At 70.5% G+C, this 23,848-nt stretch carries 17 protein-coding genes; 5 read left to right on the top strand and 12 right to left on the bottom strand.

The window, feature by feature from the left end; genetic code table 11:
• Positions 1 to 3 precede the first annotated feature (3 nt).
• Complete coding sequence (locus tag ACN20J_RS04350) at positions 4 to 1,662, top strand: amidohydrolase (protein ID WP_190231322.1); 1,659 nt, start codon at positions 4 to 6, stop codon at positions 1,660 to 1,662.
• 9 nt (positions 1,663 to 1,671) lie between these two features.
• On the opposite strand, the gene ACN20J_RS04345 is transcribed toward ACN20J_RS04350, so the two are convergent.
• Together ACN20J_RS04345 and ACN20J_RS04340 are read right to left on the bottom strand one after the other, a co-directional pair.
• Entirely contained in the window at positions 1,672 to 2,217 is a 546-nt protein-coding gene (locus ACN20J_RS04345) for a GNAT family N-acetyltransferase (RefSeq protein WP_189841739.1), read from the bottom strand.
• A gap of 103 nt (positions 2,218 to 2,320) precedes the next feature.
• The gene (locus ACN20J_RS04340; protein WP_190231321.1) at positions 2,321 to 5,125 is read right to left on the bottom strand and encodes a beta-L-arabinofuranosidase domain-containing protein; all 2,805 of its coding nucleotides are present in this window, start codon (positions 5,123 to 5,125) and stop codon (positions 2,321 to 2,323) included.
• Between the two features lie 386 nt (positions 5,126 to 5,511).
• On the opposite strand from ACN20J_RS04340, the gene ACN20J_RS04335 reads away from it, so the two are divergent.
• Positions 5,512 to 7,617: an RICIN domain-containing protein gene (locus ACN20J_RS04335; RefSeq protein WP_419665277.1), complete on the top strand. Its 2,106-nt coding sequence runs from the start codon at positions 5,512 to 5,514 to the stop codon at positions 7,615 to 7,617.
• A 98-nt stretch (positions 7,618 to 7,715) separates the two neighbouring features.
• On the opposite strand, the gene ACN20J_RS04330 is transcribed toward ACN20J_RS04335, so the two are convergent.
• The gene (locus ACN20J_RS04330; RefSeq protein WP_419665276.1) at positions 7,716 to 8,171 is read right to left on the bottom strand and encodes a MarR family winged helix-turn-helix transcriptional regulator; all 456 of its coding nucleotides are present in this window, start codon (positions 8,169 to 8,171) and stop codon (positions 7,716 to 7,718) included.
• Positions 8,172 to 8,368: 197 nt separating this feature from the next.
• Here ACN20J_RS04330 and ACN20J_RS04325 point away from each other — a divergent pair, with 197 nt between their 5' ends.
• On the top strand, positions 8,369 to 9,337 hold the full coding sequence (locus ACN20J_RS04325; protein ID WP_419665275.1) for an alpha/beta hydrolase: 969 nt from the start codon (positions 8,369 to 8,371) through the stop codon (positions 9,335 to 9,337).
• A gap of 196 nt (positions 9,338 to 9,533) precedes the next feature.
• A complete protein-coding gene (locus ACN20J_RS04320; RefSeq protein ID WP_419665274.1) occupies positions 9,534 to 10,061 on the top strand; it encodes a MarR family winged helix-turn-helix transcriptional regulator in 528 nt (175 codons plus the stop codon).
• Between the two features lie 6 nt (positions 10,062 to 10,067).
• Here ACN20J_RS04320 and ACN20J_RS04315 read toward each other — a convergent pair whose 3' ends face one another.
• The 6 genes from ACN20J_RS04315 to ACN20J_RS04290 all read right to left on the bottom strand — a co-directional run bounded on the left by ACN20J_RS04315 (position 10,068) and on the right by ACN20J_RS04290 (position 15,973).
• Positions 10,068 to 11,831 (bottom strand): PP2C family protein-serine/threonine phosphatase, encoded by a 1,764-nt coding sequence (locus ACN20J_RS04315; protein ID WP_419665273.1) that lies wholly within the window; start codon positions 11,829 to 11,831, stop codon positions 10,068 to 10,070.
• Positions 11,828 to 12,901 carry an ATP-binding SpoIIE family protein phosphatase gene (locus tag ACN20J_RS04310; RefSeq protein WP_361997323.1) on the bottom strand — a complete coding sequence of 358 codons (1,074 nt, stop codon included), beginning with the start codon at positions 12,899 to 12,901 and terminating at the stop codon, positions 11,828 to 11,830. The genes ACN20J_RS04315 and ACN20J_RS04310 overlap by 4 nt, the downstream gene beginning before the upstream one ends.
• A complete protein-coding gene (locus ACN20J_RS04305) occupies positions 12,901 to 13,341 on the bottom strand; it encodes an anti-sigma regulatory factor (protein ID WP_189841972.1) in 441 nt (146 codons plus the stop codon). The genes ACN20J_RS04310 and ACN20J_RS04305 overlap by 1 nt, the downstream gene beginning before the upstream one ends.
• A complete protein-coding gene (locus tag ACN20J_RS04300; RefSeq protein ID WP_189841747.1) occupies positions 13,341 to 13,760 on the bottom strand; it encodes an STAS domain-containing protein in 420 nt (139 codons plus the stop codon). The genes ACN20J_RS04305 and ACN20J_RS04300 overlap by 1 nt, the downstream gene beginning before the upstream one ends.
• Complete coding sequence (locus tag ACN20J_RS04295; RefSeq protein WP_189841748.1) at positions 13,757 to 14,656, bottom strand: STAS domain-containing protein; 900 nt, start codon at positions 14,654 to 14,656, stop codon at positions 13,757 to 13,759. The genes ACN20J_RS04300 and ACN20J_RS04295 overlap by 4 nt, the downstream gene beginning before the upstream one ends.
• A 141-nt stretch (positions 14,657 to 14,797) precedes the next feature.
• The gene (locus ACN20J_RS04290) at positions 14,798 to 15,973 is read right to left on the bottom strand and encodes a PP2C family protein-serine/threonine phosphatase (protein WP_361997321.1); all 1,176 of its coding nucleotides are present in this window, start codon (positions 15,971 to 15,973) and stop codon (positions 14,798 to 14,800) included.
• Positions 15,974 to 16,122: 149 nt separating this feature from the next.
• On the opposite strand from ACN20J_RS04290, the gene ACN20J_RS04285 reads away from it, so the two are divergent.
• The gene (locus tag ACN20J_RS04285; RefSeq protein ID WP_189841750.1) at positions 16,123 to 16,599 is read left to right on the top strand and encodes a MarR family winged helix-turn-helix transcriptional regulator; all 477 of its coding nucleotides are present in this window, start codon (positions 16,123 to 16,125) and stop codon (positions 16,597 to 16,599) included.
• Between the two features lie 99 nt (positions 16,600 to 16,698).
• On the opposite strand, the gene ACN20J_RS04280 is transcribed toward ACN20J_RS04285, so the two are convergent.
• The 3 genes from ACN20J_RS04280 to ACN20J_RS04270 form a co-directional block, all read right to left on the bottom strand.
• A complete protein-coding gene (locus tag ACN20J_RS04280) occupies positions 16,699 to 17,082 on the bottom strand; it encodes an STAS domain-containing protein (RefSeq protein WP_419665272.1) in 384 nt (127 codons plus the stop codon).
• 108 nt (positions 17,083 to 17,190) lie between these two features.
• On the bottom strand, positions 17,191 to 19,707 hold the full coding sequence (locus tag ACN20J_RS04275) for a SpoIIE family protein phosphatase (RefSeq protein ID WP_189841752.1): 2,517 nt from the start codon (positions 19,705 to 19,707) through the stop codon (positions 17,191 to 17,193).
• A complete protein-coding gene (locus ACN20J_RS04270; protein WP_189841753.1) occupies positions 19,704 to 23,705 on the bottom strand; it encodes a HAMP domain-containing protein in 4,002 nt (1,333 codons plus the stop codon). The genes ACN20J_RS04275 and ACN20J_RS04270 overlap by 4 nt, the downstream gene beginning before the upstream one ends.
• Positions 23,706 to 23,848: the final 143 nt, after the last annotated feature.

Raw genomic sequence — 23,848 nt, 5'->3', positions numbered from 1 at the left:
CCCATGTCCCACCCCCAGGCCGCCGACCTCGTCCTCACCGGCGGACCCGTCCACACCGTCGACGCCGCGCGCAGCCGGGCCACCGCCGTGGCCGTGCGCGGCGGGCGGATCGTGGCCGTCGGCCACGACGAGGTCCACGAGCTGATCGGCACCGGCACCGAGGTCGTCGACCTCGCCGGACGGCTGCTGCTGCCCGGCTTCCAGGACGCCCACGTCCACCCCCAGGGCGCGGGCACCGAACTGGGCCTGTGCCACCTGAACGACACCGTCGACCCGCAGGAGTACCTGCGGCGCGTCAGGGCGTACGCCGACGAGCACCCGGACGCCGAGTGGATCACCGGGGGCGGCTGGTCCATGGAGGCCTTCCCCGGCGGCACGCCCACCGCCGCCCTGCTCGACACGGTCGTCCCCGACCGGCCCGTGTTCCTGCCCAACCGCGACCACCACGGCGCCTGGGTCAACTCCCGTGCCCTGGAACGGGCCGGCATCGACGCCCGCACCCCCGACCCGTCCGACGGCCGCATCGAACGGGACGCCGACGGCAACCCCACCGGCATGCTCCAGGAGGGCGCGGCCCACCTGGTGTCCCGGCTGATGCCCGACCCCACCCCCGAGGAACAACTCGCCGCGCTGCTGCGGGCCCAGTCGGTGCTGCACTCGTACGGGGTCACCGCCTGGCAGGACGCCATCGTCGGCGAGTACGCCAACATGACCGATCCGACGCCCGCCTACCACGAGGCCGTCGACCGCGGTCTGCTCACCGCCCGGGTCGTCGGCGCGCTGTGGTGGGACCGGAGCCGGGGCGGCGAACAGATCCCCGAACTCGCCGCGCGCAGGGAGGAGTTGAGCAGGGGCCGGTTCCGGGCCACCAGCGTGAAGGTCATGCAGGACGGCATCGCCGAGAACCACACCGCCGCCCTGCTGGGCCCGTATCTCACCCGCTGCGGCTGCGCCTCCGACAACTCAGGCCTCAGCTTCGTCGAGCCGGACGAGCTGAAGAAGTACGTCACCGAACTCGACGCGCTTGGCTTCCAGGTGCACTTCCACGCGCTCGGCGACCGGGCGGTGCGTGAGGCGCTGGACGCCGTGGAGGCGGCCCGCGCGGTCAACGGGTGGCGTGACACCCGCCACCACCTCGCCCACCTCCAGGTCGTCCACCCCGAGGACGTACCGCGCTTTCGCGCACTGGGCGCGACCGCCAACCTCCAGGCGTTGTGGGCAGCCCACGAACCGCAGATGGACGAACTCACCATCCCGTTCCTCGGCCCCGAACGGGCCGCCTGGCAGTACCCGTTCGGCGACCTGCTGCGCGCCGGAGCCACCCTCGCCGGGGGCAGCGACTGGCCGGTCAGCAGCCCCGACCCCCTGGCGGCCCTCCACGTCGCCGTCAACCGCGTCGCCCCCGACGCACCCGAGGGCACCCCTGCCTTCCTGCCGGACCAGAAGATCGACCTCGGCGCCGCCGTCGCCGCGTACACGGCGGGCAGCGCCCACGCCAACCACCTCGACGACACCACCGGCAGCATCACCGTCGGCAGGCTCGCCGACCTCGTCGTCCTGGACCGCGACCCGTTCGCCGGGCCGCCGGAGGAGATCGCCGCCACGCGGGTGCTCCAGACGTTCGTCGACGGCCGCCGGGTGTACGCGGCAGCCGACGCGTGACAGACCGGACTAGAGCCCTTCGGAGGACTGCCAGTCCGAGGCCAGCAGGCCGAACAGCAGGTCGTCCGTCCACTCGTCCTTGAGCCAACTGGCCTGCCGGAGAAGGCCCTCCTGGACAAAGCCGACCCGTCGCAACAGCCGGGCCGAGCGGTCGTTGCGCGCGTCGCACTCGGCGGAGACTCGGTGCAGTCCCCGGCGCTCGAAGAGATCGCCGAGGACAGCCCGTACGGCCTCCGAGGCGTAGCCGTGCCCCTGCCGGTCGCCGGCCAGGGTGAAGCCGAGCTCTGCCTGCATGCGGTTCTCGTGCAGGCAGACCCCGACGTCTCCCACCAGACAGTGGTCGGCCTTGAGCTCGATCGCGTACTGGAACCATCCCGGTTCCTCGGGGGACCCCGTGGCCAGGCCCCGCACCATCCGCGCCGCCGAGTCGAGCGACACCGGCGCGGTCCAGCTCTGGTAGCGGGCCACCAGCGGATCGGACCGGTACGCGGCCAGCGGCGCCGCGTCCTCGGCACGGAAGCGGCGCAGTACGAGCCTGGGAGTCTCCAGCAGCATGGCCTGATCGTCCCACGACCGCGGTAGGTGCTCGGTTCCGCGGAGCCCTGGACGTCGGGCCATGAACGGCCAGGGCGTCAGGATCACGTGCATGGCCAGGGCGTCAGGACACGTACGAGGCGTTCTGTGCCGTGGTCACCACCTTCTGGCCGTCGGCCTGGGCGAGAAGGCCCGCCGACACCCAGGAGTTCACCGTGCTCTGCGCGCGCGAGACCAGGGCGGCCTTGGTGCTGAAGGGGGCTCCTGCCCAGATCTCGTCCAGGAGTGTGGTGCCGTCGGACCTGGCTGGGTTGTTCACGCCGGAATCGGTGGTGCCGAAGACCACCTTGGGCTCGGAGCGCCGGAAGTAGGCGTGGGTGGGGTCCTCGGTGCCCTCGAAGAACGGGGCGAACTCCGTGCCGTTCAGGGTGTAGTGGAGCGGCTTGCCGGACACGGGGGAGAGGCTCGGCAGCAGGTCGCCGGAGAGGGCGGCGTTGCGGTAGAGCCCGAACTGCACATAGCTGGTACCGGAGTTGCGGGCGACCAGGTTGACCGGACCGTAGAACAGGGTCTGCAGTCCCGAGTCGTCCAGGGCCTTCTCGACCCGGGCCCGGAAGGGGATGGCGACCTTCACGACGTCACCGCTCTGCCAGGTCCGTGAGACGGCGAAGTAGCTCCCGGCGACCGGAGTCCCGCTCACCGCACTGCCGTTGACCGTCACCCGGAAGCCGCTCGTCGCCCAGGACGGCACGCGCAGCCGCAGCTCGAAGGCCGCGCTGCTGCCGCCGAAGGTGAGGGTGGAGCCCTGCTCCCTCGGGTAGTCCGTGGTCTGCGTGACCGTGACGCCCTTCTCGGCCCAGGTCAGGGTGGTCGGGCTGTAGAGGTTGACGTACAGCGCGCTCCCGTCGGCCTTCTTGAAGTACACCGAGTCCTGGTACTTGGTGGCGCTCTCCATACCTGTGCCCTCGCAGCAGGTGGTGCCCTGCTTGGGGGTGTAGTCCCGGACATGACCGGGCGTCAGGCCTATGAAGTAGGTGACGAGCGGCTTCTCCGCGTCGGCCTTGTCCTGCTTGGAGCCGAGGACCTGGTTGTAGAGGGCCCGCTCGTAGTAGTCCATGTACTTCGGGTCCTGCTCGTGGAAGAACAGCATCCGGCTGAGCTTGAGCAGGTTGTACGCGCAGCACGATTCGGCGGTGGTGTCGCTGATCGTGCCCGCGATGACCCCGCGCGCCTTCCAGAACTCGGCCGTGCTGGTCCCGCCGATGCCGTACATGCGGTGGGGCACGACCATGCCCCAGAAGTTCTTCGCGGCGGTGAGGTAACGGGCCTCGCCCGTCGCGTCGTACAGCCGGATCAGGCCGGTGAAGATCGGGATGTGCTGGTTGGCGTGCAGTCCGTCGAGCGTGTCGGTGTTCGCGGCGCAGGCGTCGATGAGCTTGTCGAGGTCGAACAGCTTGGCCAGCGCGAGGTGTTCGGCCTTGCCGGTGATCGTGTACAGGTCGACGATCGTCTCGACGATGCCGCCGAACTCGCCGCTGGAGAAGATGCCCCACATGCGCTGCAGGGTGGCTTCGGGCAGCTTGGACAGCCGGGAGTACATCCAGTCGCACATGCCGGACGCGAGGTCGAGTGCCCGCGCGTCGTCCGTGGCCAGGTAGGCGTCCAGCAGGCCCTTGAGGATCTTGTGCGCGGTGTAGTAGGGCGCCCACACCTTGGTGTAGTCCGGGCTGGTCCGCGACTCCAGGTCGATGAACTGCGTTTCCGGATAGGCGGCGAGGAAGCCGGCGTGGCTCGGCCCGCCCCAGGTGCGCCGCAGCGTCGCGGTCAGCCCACGGCCCGAGGCGTCGGCGAAGGTGCCGCCCGTGGTCTCGTCGAAGGTGTACGAGGCCAGGGTGCCGCGGCCCGCCGAGGAGGCGGCGGCGCGATTGCTCTGCAGCGACGTGATCTCGGCCGCGGTCAGCGCCCGCGACCAGACGTTGAACTCGTCGTAGACGCCCGCGAATATCGGGTCGTCGAAGTTCGAGCGGCCGAGCCAGTTGTTCGTCAGGGCGCCCAGGGACGACGGGTTGAGGGTCATCGACGTGTTCTGGGCGACGGAGGTGCCGTTGACGTAGAGGGTGCCGGTGCTGCCCGAGATGGTGACCGCCAGGTGGCTCCACTGGTTCAGCGGCAGCGCGGCGGTGCCGTTGAGTCCCTGTTCCCCGCCGGGCCCGTTGGTCGAGATGGCGAAGCGCGGTACGCCGCTCGCGTTGCGGGCGGCCAGGTACATGTACCGGGTGTTGTTGTTGCCGAAGTCGAAGATCCGGGTCCAGTTGGCGTTGTGGGTGGGCTTCACCCAGGCCGACAGGGTGATCGTCGCGGAGCTGTTGAGGACGGCGGCCGGCAGGCTGACGTACTGGTAGGAGCCGCGCACGTTCTCCGCGGCGGTGCCGAACTTTCCGGTGGCGCTGAGCACCGCCGGATCCTTGCGCAGGGCCGCGCGCACGTCGGTCAGGGCGCCGATCATGGTGCGGATCCTGTCGGCGTAGGCCTGGTCGCCGGTGCTCGCGTACGCCTGGGACAGCATGGTCAGGAAGTGGCCGGTGTAGTGGCCGCGGAGATTGCCGTTGGCCTCACCGTCCAGGCCCTCCCAGCCACCGGGGGCGACCGCCCCGCCGGTGGAGAGCCCGGCGTTGGCGCGGAACACCTGGAGCAGCCGGTTCACGTCGTAGCCGCGGCCGTGGTCGAGCATCAGCTGACGCTTGGCGGCGAAGACGCCCTGACCGACCTTCACGTCCTTGAGCTCGAACGGCCGGAGCGTCCACGCGGAGGGCGCGGGCAGCGTTGCCGCAGCGGCCGAGCCGCCTCCCGCCGCGTACGAGAACGCCGGTGTCGCCGTGGCGAACAGTGCGGCCTGGAGGAGTCTCCGTCTGGGAAGGGCGGGGGCCATTCGTTCCTCGTCTCTGCGCGGAGGGGGCGGGACCGGGCGACGGGTTCACGGGCGTACGGATGAACTGGTGAACGGAGGAACGGGCGTCGAAGGCGTTCGAAATACCGTACGGCGTGCGGAAGTTCGACCAAAACATAGATTTGGGGTGGGGACACGTCAACGCTTCCGGCGCGTTCGGCTCCGGTTAATTTCGCACCACGGGTGTCTGTCGTGGGCGTCGGCCTCCCGGGGCCTGTGCGGCTGATGGAAATCCAGTGGTGACGATCCGTTGACTTCCATGTGGTGCGGGCCTAGCTTCGGCGTCCCATTGGTTCGACAACTCGTGCAGCGTTCGGTATATCGACCATCCTTGTGTGCTGGGTTGCCGCGCCCCCGGAAGGAACCCCATGCCTTTTCAGCAGTTCGTCCCCCGTGCAAGACGTCTGTGCAGAGCCGTCGTTGTCCGCGCCGCCGTACTCGCCCTGGCCGCCGGTGCCCTGGTCGGTCTCCAGGAGCAGCAGGGGGCTGTCGAACTCGACCGGGCGCAGCCGGTCGCGGTGACGTCGAATCAGATTCCGGTGCCCACGGCGCCGATGGGCTGGGCATCCTGGAACACCTTCGCCGCAAAGATCGACTACAACGTCATCAAGGCGCAGGTCGACGCGTTCGTCGCGGCGGGCCTGCCTGCGGCCGGCTACAAGTACATCAACCTCGACGAGGGCTGGTGGCAGGGCACCCGCGACAGCGCGGGCAACATCACCATCGACGAGTCCGAGTGGCCCGGCGGGATGAGCGCCATCGCCGACTACATCCACAGCAAGGGCCTCAAGGCGGGCATCTACACCGACGCGGGCAGGGACGGCTGCGGCTACTACTTCCCGACCGGCCGTCCAGCGGCCCCGGGCAGCGGCAGCGAGGGTCACTACGAGCAGGACATGCTCCAGTTCTCGCAGTGGGGCTTCGACTACGTCAAGGTCGACTGGTGCGGCGGCGATGTGGAGGGGCTCGACGCCAGGACCACGTACCAGGCCATCAGTGATGCTGCCGCGCAGGCGACGGCCACCACCGGACGGCCGCTGACCCTGTCGATCTGCAACTGGGGCAAGCAGAACCCGTGGAACTGGGGTGCCGGAATGGCCGCCCTGTGGCGGACCAATACCGACATCATCTTCCACGGCAACTCGCCTTCGTGGGACAGCATGCTGACCAACTTCGACACCAACGTGCACCCCACCGCCCAGCACACCGGCTACTACAACGACCCCGACATGCTGATGGTCGGCATGGACGGCTTCACCGCCGCCCAGAACCGCAGCCACATGAACCTCTGGGCCGTGTCCGGGGCACCGCTCCTCGCCGGCAACAACCTGGCGACCATGAGCACCGAATCGGCGAACATCCTGAAGAACCCCGAGGTTATCGCGGTCGACCAGGACTCGCGCGGCCTCCAGGGCGTCAAGGTCGCCGAGGACACCTCCGGGCTGCAGGTGTACGGCAAGGTCCTGTCCGGCACCGGCAAGCGGGCCGTCGTCCTGCTCAACCGCACCTCCAGCGCGCAGAACATGACCGTCCGCTGGTCGGACCTGGGCCTGACCAACGCGTCGGCGACGGTCCGCAACCTCTGGACGCGGGCCAACGTGGGCAGTTTCGGGACGAGTTACACGGTCAACGTCCCCGCCAAGGACTCCGTGATGCTCACGGTCACCGGCGCCACCGAGGCCGCGAGCACCACGTACGAGGCCGAGGCCTCCGCCAACACCAAGAGCGGTTTCGCGGCCGACGCCGCCTGTGTCAACTGCTCCGGTGGCACCAAGGTGGGCGGCGTCGGCAACGGCGCGGCCAACACCCTGCGGTTCAACGCCGTTTCGGCGGCCGACACGGGCACCAAGGTCGTCGACATCGCCTACGTCAACGGCGACAGCGCGGCCCGAACGGCGGTCCTCCAGGTCAACGGGCAGACGGCCACCAAGGTCTCCTTCCCGCCGACCGGCTCCTGGACCACGCCCGGCACCGTCTCGGTCGAGGTGTCCCTGACCAAGGGCTCGGCGAACACTCTGACGTTCTCCAACTCCTCCGCCTGGACGCCCGATCTGGACGCGATCGAGGTACGGCCGCTGCCGGGCACCAACGGCACGCAGTTCACGGGACAGCAGTCCAGCCGCTGCCTGGACGTCGACAACAACACCATCACCAACGGGACCCAGGCGCAGCTGTGGGACTGCGCGGGCGGCGTCAACCAGTCCTGGACGTACACCGCGCGCAAGGAACTCGTGGTCTACGGAAACAAGTGCCTCGACGCCTACCAGGCGGGGACCACCAACGGCACGAAGGTCGTCATCTGGGACTGCAACGGCGGCAACAACCAGAAGTGGAACGTGAACGCCGACGGGACCGTGACCAATGTCAATGCCGGGCTCTGCCTGGATGCCTACAACGCTGCGACCGCCAACGGCACGAAGATCGTCCTTTGGACGTGTGGTGGGGGCGCGAATCAGAAGTGGACTCGGCAGTAGTCGGGTGAGTCCTTCGCCGGGGCGCGGTGACGAGTCTGCGGCCCGGTGAGGGCTGAGCGCGCAGTTCCCCGCGCCCCTTAGGGGGCGCGGGGCTGTTCTCAGCGGGTGACGTTCGTCGTCAGTAGGCGGAGCAACTGCTTTGCCGTGGCGTCCTGTTCGGGGGTCAGGCCCATGGCGTCGCCGATGGCCAGGGGGACGGTGTCCGCCCGTTCCCTGAGCAGGGCTCCCGCGTCGGTGAGGCGCAGGGCGACGGAGCGCTCGTCGTCCGCCCTGCGCTCGCGCCGCAGCAGGCCGTTCGCCTCAAGGCGCTTGAGCAGCGGGGAGAGGGTGCTGGACTCCAACTGGAGGGCGTTGCCCAGGTCCCGTACGGAGATCTGGTCCTGCTCCCACAGCACGAGCATGACCAGGTACTGCGGATAGGTCAGTCCGAGTTCGTCGAGCAGGGGCCGGTAGCGGGCGGTGACCGCGCGTGAGGCCGCGTAGAGGGCGAAGCAGAGCTGGTCGTCCAGGAGCAGGGAACCCTCCTGGGTCGGTTCGGCCCCTGGTGCGCTCACGGTGTCGCTCCCTGTTCCTGTGCCTGCTCCGGTGCGTCGCACGGAGACCTCCACTCTACCGTTCGAGTCTCCTCGATTCTATCGGGCCCAAATGAGTTGCGCACGACTGAATAGCGCGCTACTTTCTTGGTGTGCCGCCGCTCCGGCGAAGACAGCCGACGGAGCCTGCCCACGGCACCTGATCCGAGGAGATCGCCATGACCGACACCACCGGCCCCCGCCCGGTCCTCGAACCCGCCGCCGCGGCCTTCGCCGAGGCGACCGCGAACCCGCCCTACCTGTTCGACCTCGGCCCGGCAGAGGGCCGCAAGACCGTCGACGAGGTGCAGTCGGGCGACATCGCCAAGCCCGACGTCGACGAGGAGTGGGTCACCGTCCCCGGCGGCCCCACGGGACAGGTCCGGGCGCGCATCGTCCGCCCGGCGGGTGCCTCCGGCGTCCTCCCGGTGATCGTCTACATCCACGGCGCCGGCTGGGTCTTCGGCAACGCCCACACCCATGACCGCCTGGTCCGTGAACTCGCCGTCGGCGCGAACGCGGCCGTGGTCTTCCCCGAGTACGAGCTCTCGCCCGAGGCCCGCTACCCCGTCGCCATCGAGCAGAACTACACCGTCGCCCGGTGGGTCGTCACCGACGGCGCCGGCCACGACCTGGACGCCTCCCGTATCGCGGTCGCGGGCGACTCCGTCGGCGGCAACATGAGCGCGGCCCTGACCCTGATGGCCAAGGAACGCGGTGACGTGCCGCTCGTCCAGCAGGTCCTCTTCTACCCGGTCACCGACGCCGCCTTCGACACCGGCTCGTACCACCAGTTCGCCGAGGGCTACTTCCTGCGCCGGGACGCCATGCAGTGGTTCTGGGACCAGTACACGACCGACGAGAAGCAGCGCGCCGAGATCACCGCGTCCCCGTTGCGCGCCACCACCGAGCAGCTCACCGGCCTGCCGCCGGCCCTGGTCATCACCGGCGAGGCCGACGTCCTGCGCGACGAGGGCGAGGCCTACGCCAACAAGCTGCGCGAGGCGGGCGTCCCGGTCACGGCGGTCCGCTACCAGGGCATCATCCATGACTTCGTGATGCTCAACGCCCTCTCTGACACCCACGCGGCCCGTGCCGCCATCAGTCAGGCCGTGACCGTGCTGAGGAGCGCTCTCGCCACCGGCTGACCAGGCATCCGGCCATCGACCCGGCCTCCCGACCCCGCGCACCGCGCGGAGGGTCGGGAGGCCGGACGGCGTTCGGCCCCGAGCGGCACGGGCACGCGTACAACGAGCGGGAGTCGGGCCGTGTACCGCCCGGTTCTTCGGGTAGGGCCGACCTACATGACAGCTGCCCTGTCCGGAGTTCACTGAGAGAGCGCTTGTGGAGACCGACCGGCCCACGGGCCGCGACCAGAACCCCGTCAACGAGCCGGAGACGCTTGCCCGCCACGTCGTCGACACGGTGGAGAGTCTGGTGACGCTCTGGTTCGCGGCGGCCGAGGACGTCGTCCCGCAGCTCTCAGCGCGTCAGCTGTTCGCCCTGCAGACGGTCCGCCGTCGGCCCGAGCTCAATCTCACCGCTCTGGCCGAGCACTTGGAGATAGGGCTGCCCACCGCCAGCAGGTTGTGCGGCCGGCTCGTCTCCGCCGGGCTGCTCCAGCGGACCGTCCAGCCCCACAACCGCCGTGAGGTGCGGCTGGTGGTCACCGCCGACGGGCGGCGGTTCCTGGCGGACATCACCGAGCGGCGATCCCTGTGTCTCGCGACCGTGTTCGAGGCGATGACACCCGGCGAACGCGCCTCTCTGCAACGGGGACTGGGAGCCTTCCAGCAGGCCCGTGCCCGCACACGTCCGCAACCGCGAGGTGACGGGCAAGGCGGCGGGGGAGGAACGGCGGCCGGTGGCTGAGGCCCGTCAGACGGGCAGTCCGGTGGGGGAGCGCCGTGCGGACTTCGCCCGCTGGCTCGGGAGGTGGCACAGGAGCAGACATACGTCGTCGTCCCGCTCGGAGTCGCTCAGCAACGGCTGCAGGAGACGGTCGGCCGAGCCGTCCAGGTCCGCCTCGAGGTCCTCGGACCGGAAGGCCCCGAGCGACGCGGCCAGACGCTCGATACCGGGGTCTATGCCGTGGGCGCGGCGCTCGACCAGCCCGTCCGTGTAGAGGGCCAGCGTCGAACCGGGGGCGAGGCGCACGGTGTGGTCGCCGATCTCCTGCCGCAGTGGGATGCCGAGCATGGCACCGGGCTTGGCGTCGAGTGTGTGCACCTGCCCGTCGGGGGTACGCAGCACCGGCGGCGGGTGGCCCGCGGCGGCCCAGGTGAGCGTCGGATCGTCGGGGTGGAAGCGCGCGATGACGGCCGTCGCGTACAGATCGGGCTGCAGGTGGTGCAGGAGGATGTGCAGCCGGGTGAGGAGCTGGCCGGGGGTGCCTCCGTCGACGGCGTACGCGCGCAGCGCCGTGCGCAACTGGCTCATCATGACGGCGGCGTGCAGCCCGTGTCCCGTCACGTCGCCGATGACGGTGATCAGGCTGCCGTCGGGCTGGCGGAACGCGTCGTACCAGTCCCCGCCGATGTTCAGACCGTGGGTGGCCGGCAGATAGCGGGCCGCCAGGCCCAGTTCCGGAGTGGTGGGCAGGTCCGTGAGCAGGGCCCGCTGCAGTGTCTCGGCGATGTCCCGGTTGTGCTCGAAGCGCCGGGCGTTGTCGATGGCGATGCTGGCGCGGCGCGTGAGCTCGATCAGCATGACCGCGTCGTCGGCGTCCCAGCGTTCGCCGGGCGGCGTGAGGATCAGCACCCCCAGCGGCGCCCGCCGCGTCGGCAGCGGAACGCAGAGCAGGGGCTGCGTGGGATGCAGCGCCGAGGGGGGCTGGTCGTCGACGCCGGGCAGGCCGCCCGGATGGTCGGCGGCGTACTGGGGGCGCCCGCTGCGGGCCGCGACCACGGCGGCGGCCGGACGCGGACTCTGCCGCGGCTCGTTGCCCTCGCCGTCGAACAGCCACACGTCGACGCTGCCGGCGTACTCCGGCACCAGAAGACTGGGCAGCCGCCGCACGATCTCGTCGTGGTTGAGCGAGGCCGTGAGTACGGCGCTGGCGTCGGCCAGGAACGTCAGCCTGCGGCGGGCGCTCTCCGCCTCCGTACGGGCCATCCGCTCGGCGGCGAAGAGCTCGCGCTGGGCCCGTCCCGCCGCGTCCAGTTCCGCGTGCAGCGCCAGCACACCCTGGTTGGTCTGGTGGAGCTCCTCCCGGTGGAAGTCCACCAGCCCTTCCTGCTCGCCGAGTTTCTCCAGGACCAGGGCCGTGTCCTCGTCGGCGCCCAGCAGCGCCTCGGCCAGGATCGCGGGATCGTCCGCCACGGGGCCGACGTCCGACAGGTCCGCGCCCTCCGGGCAGGTGACCGTCATGTGCCATGGCGGCTGCCCGTCGGCGCCGGCGTCGTCGAAGGAGGTCACGACGGCCTGCAGGAGACCGTCCCCGGGCGGCACCGCGGGCGTCGCCTCCAGACGGAGCCGCCATGTGCCGCCCTTCGTGAGGCACTGCCGCAGATGCGCGCTGAGCGCGGTGGTCAGCCGGGTCCGCTCCAGACCGGGCACCCCGAACGCGGCCGTCAGACGTGCCGTGTCGATACGGGCCCGTGCGGCGTCGGTGACCGTGGTGATGTGCCAGGTACGCATCATGGTGTGCCGTCCGGCGGAACGGGGCTCAGTACGGCGACTGCGGTGTCGTCCCGTACCGGCCGGGCGGAGCTGCTCGCGTCGCGCACCGTTACGGAGGCGATCACAGCCGGGTCGAAGGACGCGAGGCAGGCGTCCGCGGGCGGGGTCCAGCGGCTGGGCAGCCCGTCGCTGTGCAGGACGAGCAGACAGTCCGCTCCCCACGTCGCTCGGTGTTCCGGGATGGTCGTGGGCCGGTGGGCTCCGACTATGCCGGGACGGGACAGCAGGGGCCGCCAGCCCTCACCCGTGCGCAGCCGGGCACCGATGTTCCCGATCCCGGAGAAGGTAAGCCGCCCGGTTTCGGTGTCGAGCTGGGCGACGGCGACCGCGGCGCCCCGGGTGGGGCGGAGTTCCGCGTCCAGGTACCGGAGCACTTCGGCCGGCGGCAGATGGCCCGAGCGGCGCAGTGCCTCCACCGCGGCGGACGAGGCCCGGGCGGCCTCGGGGCCGTGGCCCAGTCCGTCGGCCAGCATCAGGGTCGTACGGTGGCCCGACCGGACCCACGCCCAGGCGTCGCCCGAGAACTCCGCGCCGGCGAAGGGGATGTTGACCCCTCCGGCCCGGGCCGCGGCGGCAACCGGGGTGGGAAGGGCCGCGTGGCCGCGACCGCGGGTGGCGCCGATCCGTGCCAGCGCGACCGTGCCCCGGCCCGGCACGCTGTGCAGGTCGAAGTCGTCGGTGATGCGGCGGCAGGCGCCGAGGCCGGCGCCCAGGGTGGACGCCGTGGAGAAACCGTCGCGCAGGGCGGCCGGCACGTCGGCCATGCCGGGGCCGTGGTCGATCGCGGCGATCTGCACCACGGAGGTCGCCTCCTGCCCGGCCGGCAGCACGGGAGGGGGCACGGTCTCTATGAGCAACTGGCCTCCCTTGGCGTGCTTGAGCAGGTTGGTGGCGAGTTCGGTGGCCACGAGCGCGGCGGCGGCGGTGCGGTTCCTGTCCAGCCCGGCCAGGGCGGCAGCGCCCTCCGCCGCGACCCTGGCGTCGCGTACGCGTGTCGAGTCGTGGACCGGGACGTCCCAGACGCGGGGCATCAGGTCTCCTCCCGGTACCGCGGCGGACGGACGGTCCACGAGGTCACCGTGACCGTGGTGCCGTTTCCGGGGCTGCTGTCGACCGCGAACTCGTGGACCAGCCGCCGGGCGCCGCCCAGACCCATACCGAGGCCGTCACCCGAGGTGTAGCCGTCGCTCAGAGCGCGCTCCAGGTCCGCGATGCCCGGTCCCTCGTCGATGAACGCCAGCCGCAGCCCCGGTGCGTGACCGTTCTTCAGGACAGTGGCCTCCACTTCGCCGCCCCCGCCGTGCACCAGCGTGTTGCGGGCCAGTTCGCTCGCCGCGGTGACCAGTTTGGTCTGCTCCACCAGGCCGAAGCCCAGCTGCGCGGCCGTCTGCCGCACATGCTGCCGTACCCACACCAGATCCATGTCCGAGTGGATCGGCAGGCGGGCGTCGACACAGCCGGCTGTCTGCATCACGGATGCTCCCGCCGTGTGCCGTGGGAACGGTAGGGCGAGGCCTCCCCGGCCAGGAGGCCGAGGGCGTCCTCCGTGGTGAGCGCGGTGCGCAGACCCGGCAGTGTCAGCCCCAGTTCCACCAACGTGATCGCGACCGCGGGCCGCATGCCGGCCACCACGGTCTGCGCGGCGAGGAGACTCGCCTTGGCAGCGATCTCGGCCAGCACTCGCCCCAGGAACGAGTCGACCATCTCGACGCCCGAGAGGTCGATGACCACACCGGTGGTCGAACTGCTCGCGATGGTCTCGCTGATGTCCTGCTGGAGCTGTTCCGCCGTACTGTCGTGCAGATCGCCCTGGAGGGTCACGAGGAGGACGTCGCCGAGCCGCAGCACCGGGACGGACCCCCACGGAGGTCCCGTGTGCGCGTGGGTCACCGCGCGACCGCCCCGCGGGACACCGGGTCCACGATGCCGGAGCCCTGCTGGTCGAGCGCGTACGCCAGAGCGTCGGCGAGGCTGGCGCGGGTGACCACCGTGCCCAGGTCCAGACCGAGGTGGACGATGGTCTGCGCGATGGCCGGCCGGATGCCGGAGACGATGCACTCCGCTCCCATCAGTCGCGCCGCCGCGACCGTCTTCATCAGGTGCTGCGCCACCAGGGAGTCGACGGTCGGCACACCGGTGATGTCCAGGATCGCGAAGCGCGCGTGCTGGTCGACGACGGACTCCAGGAGCGTCTCCATCACCACCTGGCTGCGGGCGCTGTCGAGCGTGCCGATCAGCGGTACGGCGACGATGCCGTCCCAGAGCCTGATCACCGGAGTGGCCGTCTCCAGCAGTTCCATCCGCTGCCGGTCGATGAGGGCCCGGCCCTCGTTCAGCGCCGACTCCATGACGACCAGCCGCAGCGTGCCCATCAGTACGGTCGCCGCGGTGGCGCACTCCCGTACGTGCTCGGCGGACGACTGCGACAGGTCGGCGACCAGGAGGTCCACGACGGGCGGTCGCAGGGCGTCCACCTCGTTCGACACCTGTGCCGAGCCGGCGCCGGCGCGTGACCGGGCCGCCGCCGTGCGCGTCAACTGCTCGCGCACCACGGTGAATCCGTCCGCCTCGGTGTCCTCGACGCGTCCGGCCGAGGCCACCGCGGCCAGTGCCTCGATCACGGCCTTGCCCGCTTCCACCGCTTCGTCCCTGGACACGGTGAAGACCGTCCGGAACAAGGGGGTGTCGGCCCACCGCTGGGCGACCTGCTCGCGGCGGCGCCGCAGGAAGTCCCCGACCTCCCGTGCGGGCGATCCGTGCTGTCCTGCCGTTTCGTGCTCCGGCACCTGTTCCACTCCTTACGTGCGTCACGTGCGTCGTATCGCTCCGAACTTGCCGAGGGCAACGAGAAAGCGATGTAAAGCTTGCCGGATGACAACTGTAGCCGTGGCGCCGTCCGGCGGGACACCTACGGTGCGGGTGCCCGCCTAGGGCGCCGACTGCTTTCCGTGCCAGTCGAGACAGACCACCAACGCGTCGTCGTCCGGCTCGGGTCCGCCGCGATGCCCCGTCAGCTCCCGCAGCACCGCTCCGGGCACCTCGGGGGCCGGCACCAGGCTCGTGGAGGTGACGGCGCGGGCCAGCGCCCGGTCGCCGTACCGCTCGCCGCCCGGGGCCACGACCGCGTGGACCCCGTCGCTGACGACGACGAGCCGGTCGCCGGGCTCGACGGTGAACTCCTGTGCCACATAGTCGGTTTCCTCGAACATGCCCAGTGGCAGCTGTGCCTCCATGTCCACGGTCGTGACGGACCGGTCGCGAAGACGCAGCATCCGGGGCGAGCCGGCGTCGACGATCCGCAGGCGTCCGGTGGACAGTTCGAGGTCCATCAGCAGTACGGACAGGTGCGCGGCGCCTCGGTAGTGGGCGTACACCGCCTGGTCGGCGAGGGCCGCCTGGTCCGCGATGGGGATGCCCGCCCGCCGGGCGTTGCGCAGCGCGTTGATGCCGAGGCTGGTCAGCAGCGAGGCGTCGATGCCCTCGCCCATGCCGTTGGTGACATAGAGCGTCAGCCGGTCGGCGGTGACGCACCAGTCGAAGTTGTCGCCGAACACGGCGTAGGCGGGCTCCAGTTGGGCGCCGAGTGTGAACTCGGGCCGGGCGCAGGAGCGGGCGGGCAGCAGCTGCCACTGCATCTCCGCCGCCAGGGTGAGCCGGTCCCTGCGCCGCGCCAGCAGATACAGGTCTGTGTCGCGGTCGGCGACGACCACCTCGTGGCCCAGGACCTCGGCCACCTCGGCCAGTTCGGTCCGGCACTCCCCGGCCGCCTCGGCCGAGGGCAGGGTGACGGTCAGCACTCCGAGCCGGTCGCCGCGCACGGTGACCGGCAGATGAAGACGCACGCTGCCGCCGCCGTGGTCCTCCGTGTAAGGCTCCTGCGCCCCGAAGGCCCGGCCGGCCGGGCTGTCGTGCACCGGCAGCGGGTCGGCCAGGGTGCGCCGCACCGCGGACACGGGCTGCAGCAGGGTCAGTCCGTAGTCGGCGAGGAATAGTTCGGCATCCTGCGCCTCGTACTGGTTGCACAGCACCTCGCGGACCGCGTCCAGCAACTGGTGCGGTGCCGCGGAGCGCAGTGCGCGCTCGGCTGCCACGAATCTGTTCACGATGGTGGATATGCCATTCTCTCCGCGTCGGTGTCGGGTCCGTTTCGTCGGGTACACGACGCCGACGTCTGTTGTGTGAGTCGGTCATTGGGGCCGGCCGCCCGAGGCGGCGGGCTGACAGCGTCCGGGAAGCCTGGGAGAGTGTCACCGTGACTTCCTCCTACGCGCGCCCGCGGCCCCAGGAAGTGGCGCGCGTCACCTCGGAGGCGGCGGAACTGCTGGAAGTCCTGTGGGGGCGTGCCTCGACGGCTCCGGTCTCGGCGTCCCAGCTGCGTGTGCTGTTCATCCTGGAACACCACGAGGGCATCAACCTGCGCACGCTCGCCGACGACCTGGGGTCCACGCCACCCTCGACCAGCCGGCTCTGCGACCGCCTCCAGGCCGTGGGGTTCGTCGAACGCAGACCCGGTGCCACCAGTCGTCGCGAACTGCGGCTGTACCTCAGCCGCCGTGGACGTGCCTTCCTGGTCGATCTGCGGTCCCGCCGCGAGCGGGCTCTGCAGTCCGTACTGGAGCACATGCCGGCCGAGCAACGGACCGCACTGCTGGAGGGCCTGGTCGCGTTCTGTGCCGCCGCGGCGCAGGAGATCCACGAGGACGACGTCGCCGACGCCAGGACGGCCTGACCGCCTCGCGGAACTCGCTCCGTGTGATTGTTCGTCGTCATCCATCGCCCCATCCCTGACCTCCTCTCCACGCCGCCGTACCGTTCGCGCTCCCGTTGTTCAGAACTCGGGCTCGTCCCGCGGCTTGTCCACGAGGGCGAGTGCTTCGTCGACGGTGTCCGACACCGGCACGGTGATGCTGACCCCGGTGAGGTCCAGGATCCGCAGCACGGCAGGTGGTGGCCCGATGATGTGCACGCTCCCCGAGGACTCCCGGGTCTGCTGGTAGGCCCTGATGATGATGTTCATCCCGGACGAGTCCATGAAGGGCACCGCCGAGAGATCGAGCAGGAAGTGCCGACGGCCGTGCTGGAACTGGTTCGCCAGGTGATGCTGCAGCCCTGTTGCGGTGTCGATGTCCAGATGGCCCTCGACCGTGAGCAGGGCGATGCCCTCGCGAGGCAGTGCGACCTCGACGGACAGCGGGTTCTGGGCAATGGACACAGGTACCTCCCGAAGAATTGACGGCTTGGGCCGGTTACCCCCCTGTGCGCATTCGATGCCCCCGCCGGCCGCCGGCGCGACGTGATCAGACTCTCGTCGGCGTCGCGGCTACGACACGCGGATGCCGATGATGCAGGTGTCGTCGTCGGTGTCCGACCGGCTGTACGTGAGCAGCCGGTCCAGTTGCTGGTCGAGCGTGGACGGGGCCGTACGGACCATCGTCAGCAGCTGGGTCATGGACTCCTCCATCGAGCGGTCCCGGCGCTCGATCAGGCCGTCCGTGTACATCAACAGCGTGTCGTCGACGGCCAGTTGGACCTCGTCCTCCTCGTACGTCACCTGGGGCGCCGCGCCCAGCAGCAACCCCTTGACCAGGGGCAGGGACGTCGCCCCCGTCTCGCGTACCAGCACGGGCGGCAGATGACCGGCCCTGGCCCACCGCAACGTACGGTTCTGCGGGTCGTAGAGACCGCAGACCGCGGTGGCGGTGACGGTGCCCGTCAGATGGTGCGCCACGCTGTTGAGCCAGGTCAGCAGCTGACCCGGGCCCGCGCCCGTCACGGCCAGTCCCCGCAGCGCGTTCCGCAGGACGACCATGCTGGTCGCCGCCTCCATGCCGTGACCGGCCACGTCACCCACGCACAGGAGCACGAGACCGGACGGCAGGACGACCGCGTCGTACCAGTCGCCCCCCACCAGATGCTCCGTCTCGGCCGGCCGGTAGCGGACCGCCACGTCGATTCCGGGGGCCCGCAACGGGTCCTGGGTCGGGGGCATGATCGCGTGCTGAAGCTGCAGCGTGAGGCGGCTGCGTTCGGTCGCCTGCTGCTCGGTGTGGGCGAGCTGGACACGGGTGGCGGCGAGCGCGACCTCCGTCCAGTGCTGGGCGGAGATGTCCTGGTATGCCCCGCGTACGACGAACAGCCGGCCATCGGTGTCGAGCACCGGCTCGGCCACCACCCGGATGTGGCGCGTCACCTCGTCGGGACGCCGGAGCCTGAACGACGCGGACGCGGGTCGCCGGTGATGGAGCACGGTGCGCAGGAAGCGGCCGATGGCGACGGCGTCGTCCGGATGCGCGTGGACGGGCAGCTCCTCCAACGGCACGGGCGCGCTCGACGGGGACCTGCCGTACAGGGTGAAGAGCTGGGTGTTCCAGGTGATCTCGCCCGTGAGCAGATTCTCCTCGAAGCCGCCGATGCGGCCCAGGCGCTGTGCGTGCTGCAGGATGCTCGCGAGCCGTGCCGTCTCGTCCTCGATGCGCCAGATGAGCAGCACGCTGTTGGCGTGCCGGCTGATGCTGATCTCCGCCACGGCGGACAGCGGCACCTGGTCGACGAGAGCCGTGAGGTTCATGCGCTGCGCGCGGAACGGCTCGCCCGTGGCGTAGACCCGCTCGATCCGCTGGAAGAGGTCGCTCTCCCCGGCGGCCATCGGGTACGCCTCCAGCAGCATCGCGCCGTTGACGAGCCCGCGCGGCCGGCCGGCCGGATCGAGGAAACGGCTGTTGACGTGATGGATGTGGAAGTCGACGAGCTGCCCGCCGTCGAGATAGGGGACGAGGACCAGGGCCGGGTCGTGCAGCCCGTCGGCCAGGTCCACCAGCTCGGTGGCGTCGGGGACGACACGCGGCTCGCGCAGGGCTTCGTCGCCGTGCACGAAGGCGTACGTCTCCAGCGTGCGGGCGCACAGTTCCGCCAGCGCCTCGACCTGCCGGACCACTTGAGGCGGTTGCGGTTCCAGGCGGGAGGGCCAGACGATCTCCAGGGCCCCGTGGATGCGGCCTCCGGTGCCGGCGGGAACGGCGGCCCTTCCGCCGTCGGGGTACTGGTGCTGGCCGATGGAGGGAAGACCGGTCTCGGCCAGTGATCCGATCCACTGCCCGGCGCGCTCGGAGAGGCTGGTGCGTGCCACCGTCACCACGCCCGGGGGCACGTGGTGCCAGCGCCCGGCTTCCGCCGGGGAGAACCCGGCACTGCCGGCCAATGTCAGGGAGCCGTCGGAGCGCACGGTCCAGATGGCCACGGCCACCGCACCGAGCGGGGTCAGGGCGTGCTGCAGCAGGGAGTCGGCGACCGCCTGGGTGTCGGGGGCGGCCAGGGCGCCGCTCTCGGCCTCCCGCATCCGTACGGCGGGGGAGTGCGCGTTCGACGACCCGTCGCCCGTGGCGGCGGCGGTGGACTTCGCGGCGGTCAGGAAGGCGTCGGCCACCTCCGAAAGCCGGTCGCGGGCAGCCTGGTTGATGACCTCGACGGCGAGTTCGAGGGTGCTCACACCGGCCTGCTCGGTGAGTTCGGCGAGCTGGCGGGCGGCCTGTGCGGGCCCGCACCCCAGCCGCTCCACCAGGATGCCCTTGGCCAGTTCGATCAGGGCACGTCCGTCGGCCTCGACCTGGGCCGCCCGCACCTCGCGGCGCAGGCGTTCCACCGTGGCGGCGAGCCTGCCCACCGGGTAGGTCGCGAGAAGGGCGGCCGAATCCTCGGACGACTCGTCCCCCGACCCGCCCCCCGTCTCGTCCCTCGTCTCGTCCCTCGTCTCGTCCTCCGTCTCGTCTGCCGGCTCCTCCGCGGACTCGTCCGGCGACCGTTCCCCGGCCGGATCAGGGCACTGCTCGGTGCGGCTCACGCGGGCAGCCACTGGCGGACGCAGGCGATGAGGTCGTTGGTGTCGACCGGCTTGGTGACGTAGTCGCTCGCCCCGGAGGCGAGACTCTTCTCCCGGTCGCCGGGCATCGCCTTCGCGGTGACGGCGATGATGGGAAGCCCCGCGTACTGGGGCATCTTCCGGATCTCCGCCGTGGCCGTGTAGCCGTCCATCTCCGGCATCATCACGTCCATCAGGACGAGCGAGATGTCCGGGTGGTGCAGCAGCGTCTCGATGCCCTTGCGGCCGTTGTCCGCGTGCAGGACGTGGAACCCCTGGAGTTCCAGGATCCCGCTGAGCGCGAAGAGGTTGCGGGCGTCGTCGTCGACCACCAGGACCGTGCGGCCGAGGAAGGCGTCCTCGACGGGGTGCGGTGTCTCGGGCTGCGGTCCCTCGGCGCGGGCCAGGGAGGGAACATCTCCCAGTTCCTCCGCGGAGAGGTGCAGGGCGATGCGCTCGCGCAGTTCGTCGAGGCTCGACAGGAACTCCAGGGCACGCGTGCCCGCACGCGCCTGCAGCGCCTGTTCCTGCGCCAGATCCGCGCGGTGACCGCTGTGGACGAGGACCGGAACGTTCGCGAGCGCGGAGTCGCCGTGCATGGCGTCCAGGAACCGGGTCGCCTCGCCGTCCGGCATGCCGAGTTCCAGAACGACGCAGTGGCAGGGTCCCGCGGCCAGCGCGCTCGCCGCCTCCTGTGCCCCGACGGCGGTGATGACGTCGACCGTGCCGCGTGGATCACCGGTGTCCGGACCATGGGCGACGTCCGCGACCGTGCTCTCGGCGACCAGGGTCAACAGGCCGCGCTGCCGTTCCTCGACGACCAGCAGCCGACGCCTGCGGCTCCGGGGCAGGGCTCCCGGTCCCGAGGGCGGAACATGCGTCGCCGACTCCTCGGACGGAGCCGCGGTGAGGGCCTTCTCGGACGACCGGTCGCCGCTCAGGAGGTCCTCGAAGTCGGCGCGCGCCACGGGCAGGAACAGCGTGAACGTACTGCCCTGGCCGAGCGTGCTGGCGACGGTGACGGCACCGCCGAGCAGCTGCGCGATCTCCCGTGTGATGGACAGACCGAGGCCGGTGCCGCCGTACTTGCGGCTCGTCGTCCCGTCCGCCTGCTGGAAGGCTCCGAAGATCGTCTCCAGATGCTGTTCCGGGATCCCGACCCCCGTGTCCCGCACGCGGAACGCCACGATGGTGCCGCCCCGGAGCACACCGTCGGGCACTTCGTCGTCGGCCGCCGGTTCGATACGCAGCTCGACACCGCCCTGCTCGGTGAACTTGACCGCGTTCGACAGCAGGTTGCGCAGCACCTGACGCAGCCTGGAGTCGTCGGTGAGGAGGTCGCCGGGCGCCCCGGGCGCGGTGCGCACGGTGAAGTTGAGGCTCTTCTGCGTCGTCATCGGCCGGAAGGTCGCCTCGACGTACTCGAGAAGCTGCCGCAGCGGGACGCGCTCGGGAGCGAGTTCCATCTTCCCGGCCTCGACCTTCGACAGGTCGAGGATGTCGTTGATCAACTGCAGCAGGTCGGATCCCGCGGAGTGGATGATGCCCGCGTACTCGACCTGCTTCGGGGTGAGGTTGCGTGAGGGGTTCTGCGCCAGCAACTGGGCGAGGATGAGCAGGCTGTTCAGCGGGGTCCGCAGTTCGTGGCTCATGTTCGCCAGGAACTCCGACTTGTACTTGGAGGCCAGCGACAACTGCTGGGCGCGGGTCTCCAGTTCCTGTCGCGCCTGTTCGATCTGCAGGTTCTTCGCTTCGATGTCACGGTTCTGCGCGACCAGCAGTGAGGCCTTCTCCTCCAGTTCCTCGTTCGAGCGCTGCAGTTCGTCCTGCTGGACCTGCAACTCCTCCGAGCGGGCCTGCAGTTCGGTGGTCAGGCGCTGGGACTCGTCCAGCAGCTCGTCGGTCCGCGCGTTGGCCACGATGGTGTTGACGTTGACGCCGATGGTCTCCATCACCTGGCCCAGGAAGTCCTGGTGGATCTGTGTGAAGCGGGTGACCGAGGCCAGCTCGATGACTCCGAGCACCTGGTCCTCGACCGTGATGGGCAGCACCACCAGGGCGGTCGGCACGGTCTGGCCGAGCCCCGAGGAGATGGTCACGTATCCCGGCGGCAGCTCGTCCACGGAGATGGTGCGGCGGCTGCGCGCGGCCTGACCGACCAGCGAGCGGCCGAAGGGGATGCGGACGGGACGCCCGTCGTCGTCGGGCCAGCCGTAGGAGCCGACGAGCCGCAGCTCGTGGCCGCGCCCGGCCTCCTCCGCGAGGTAGAACGCGCCGTACTGCGCCGACGCCAGGGGCGCGAGCTCGTCCATGATCAGCTCGGCGACCACGGACAGGTCCCGGTGGCCCTGCATCAGGCCGGAGATCCGCGCGAGGTTGGTCTTGAGCCAGTCCTGCTCCTGGTTGGCCCGGGTGGTCTCGCGCAGGGACTCGACCATCGAGTTGATGTTGTCCTTGAGCTCGGCGACCTCGCCGGACGCCTCGACGGTGATCGAGCGGGTCAGGTCGCCCTCGGCGACGGCGCTGGTGACCTCGGCGATCGCGCGGACCTGCCGGGTCAGGTTGCCCGCGAGCTCGTTGACGTTCTCCGTCAGACGCTTCCAGGTGCCGGAGACACCCTCGACCTCGGCCTGTCCGCCGAGCCGTCCCTCGCTGCCGACCTCGCGGGCCACGCGGGTCACTTCGGCGGCGAACGCCGAGAGCTGGTCGACCATCGTGTTGATCGTCGTCTTGAGTTCCAGGATCTCGCCCCGGGCGTCCACGTCGATCTTCTTGGACAGATCGCCCTTGGCCACCGCCGTCGTCACCAGCGCGATGTTGCGCACCTGGCCGGTGAGGTTGTTCGCCATCGAGTTGACGTTCTCGGTGAGGTCCTTCCACGTGCCCGCCACGTTCGGCACCTGGGCCTGCCCGCCCAGGCGGCCCTCGGTGCCGACCTCGCGGGCCACCCGGGTGACCTCGTCCGCGAAGGCGGACAGCGTGTCGACCATCGTGTTGATGACGTCCGCCAGGGCCGCGACCTCACCCTTGGCCTCGACCGTGATCTTCTGCGACAGGTCGCCGCGGGCCACGGCGGTGGCGACCTGGGCGATCGAGCGGACCTGGCCCGTCAGGTTGGACGCCATCACGTTGACGTTGTCGGTGAGGTCCTTCCAGGTGCCCGAGACACCGCGGACGGTGGCCTGCCCGCCGAGATTGCCGGCCGTGCCGACCTCGCGGGCCACGCGCGTCACCTCGTCGGCGAACGCGGAGAGCTGGTCGACCATCGTGTTGATGGTCTCCTTGAGCGCGAGGATCTCGCCCCGGGCGTCGACGGTGATCTTCTGCGAGAGGTCGCCCCTGGCCACCGCGGTCGCCACCTGGGCCACGTTGCGGACCTGGGCGGTGAGGTTGCTCGCCATGAAGTTCACGGAGTCGGTCAGGTCGCGCCAGGTGCCCTTGACGCCCTTGACGTCCGCCTGTCCGCCGAGCCGCCCCTCCGTGCCGACCTCGCGGGCCACCCGGGTCACTTCGTCGGCGAACGCGGAGAGCTGGTCGACCATCGTGTTGATGGTGTTCTTGAGCTCCAGGATCTCGCCGCGGGCCGGCACGTCGATCTTCTGGGAGAGGTCACCCTTGGCGACCGCCGTCGCCACCTGCGCGATGTCACGGACCTGGGTGGTGAGGTTCCCCGCCATGGCGTTGACCGAGTCGGTGAGATCGGCCCAGGTGCCGGAGACGCCCGGCACCTCCGCCTGTCCGCCGAGCGTGCCCTCGGTACCCACCTCACGCGCGACGCGGGTGACTTCCGAGGTGAACACGGACAACTGGTCGACCATGCCGTTGAAGACGGTGGCGATGTCGCCCAGGAGACCCCCGCCGTCGTCCGGCAGCCGTGTGCCGAAGTCTCCGTCCCGTACCGCGGTCAGTCCGGCCAGGAGCCGGCGCAGCTCCGGTTCGCCCGGTGTGCGGCCGACAGGGTCGGTCGTCTGGCTGGTCATGCGCACCCTCGTTCCGTTCAAGACAAGAGTCCCGTGAAAGGGGGGACTGGGAACTTCAGGCCCACTGCCGGACCCCTCCTCGTCGGCGCGGACCCGTGAATCGGGGGCCGCCCGTCGAAGAAGTACGCCGCAGGCTAACCCGA

The organism is Streptomyces sp. 2-1, assembly GCF_048564895.1.
GTDB lineage: Bacteria > Actinomycetota > Actinomycetes > Streptomycetales > Streptomycetaceae > Streptomyces > Streptomyces phaeochromogenes.
This window is presented reverse-complemented; position numbering and strand designations above follow the sequence as displayed.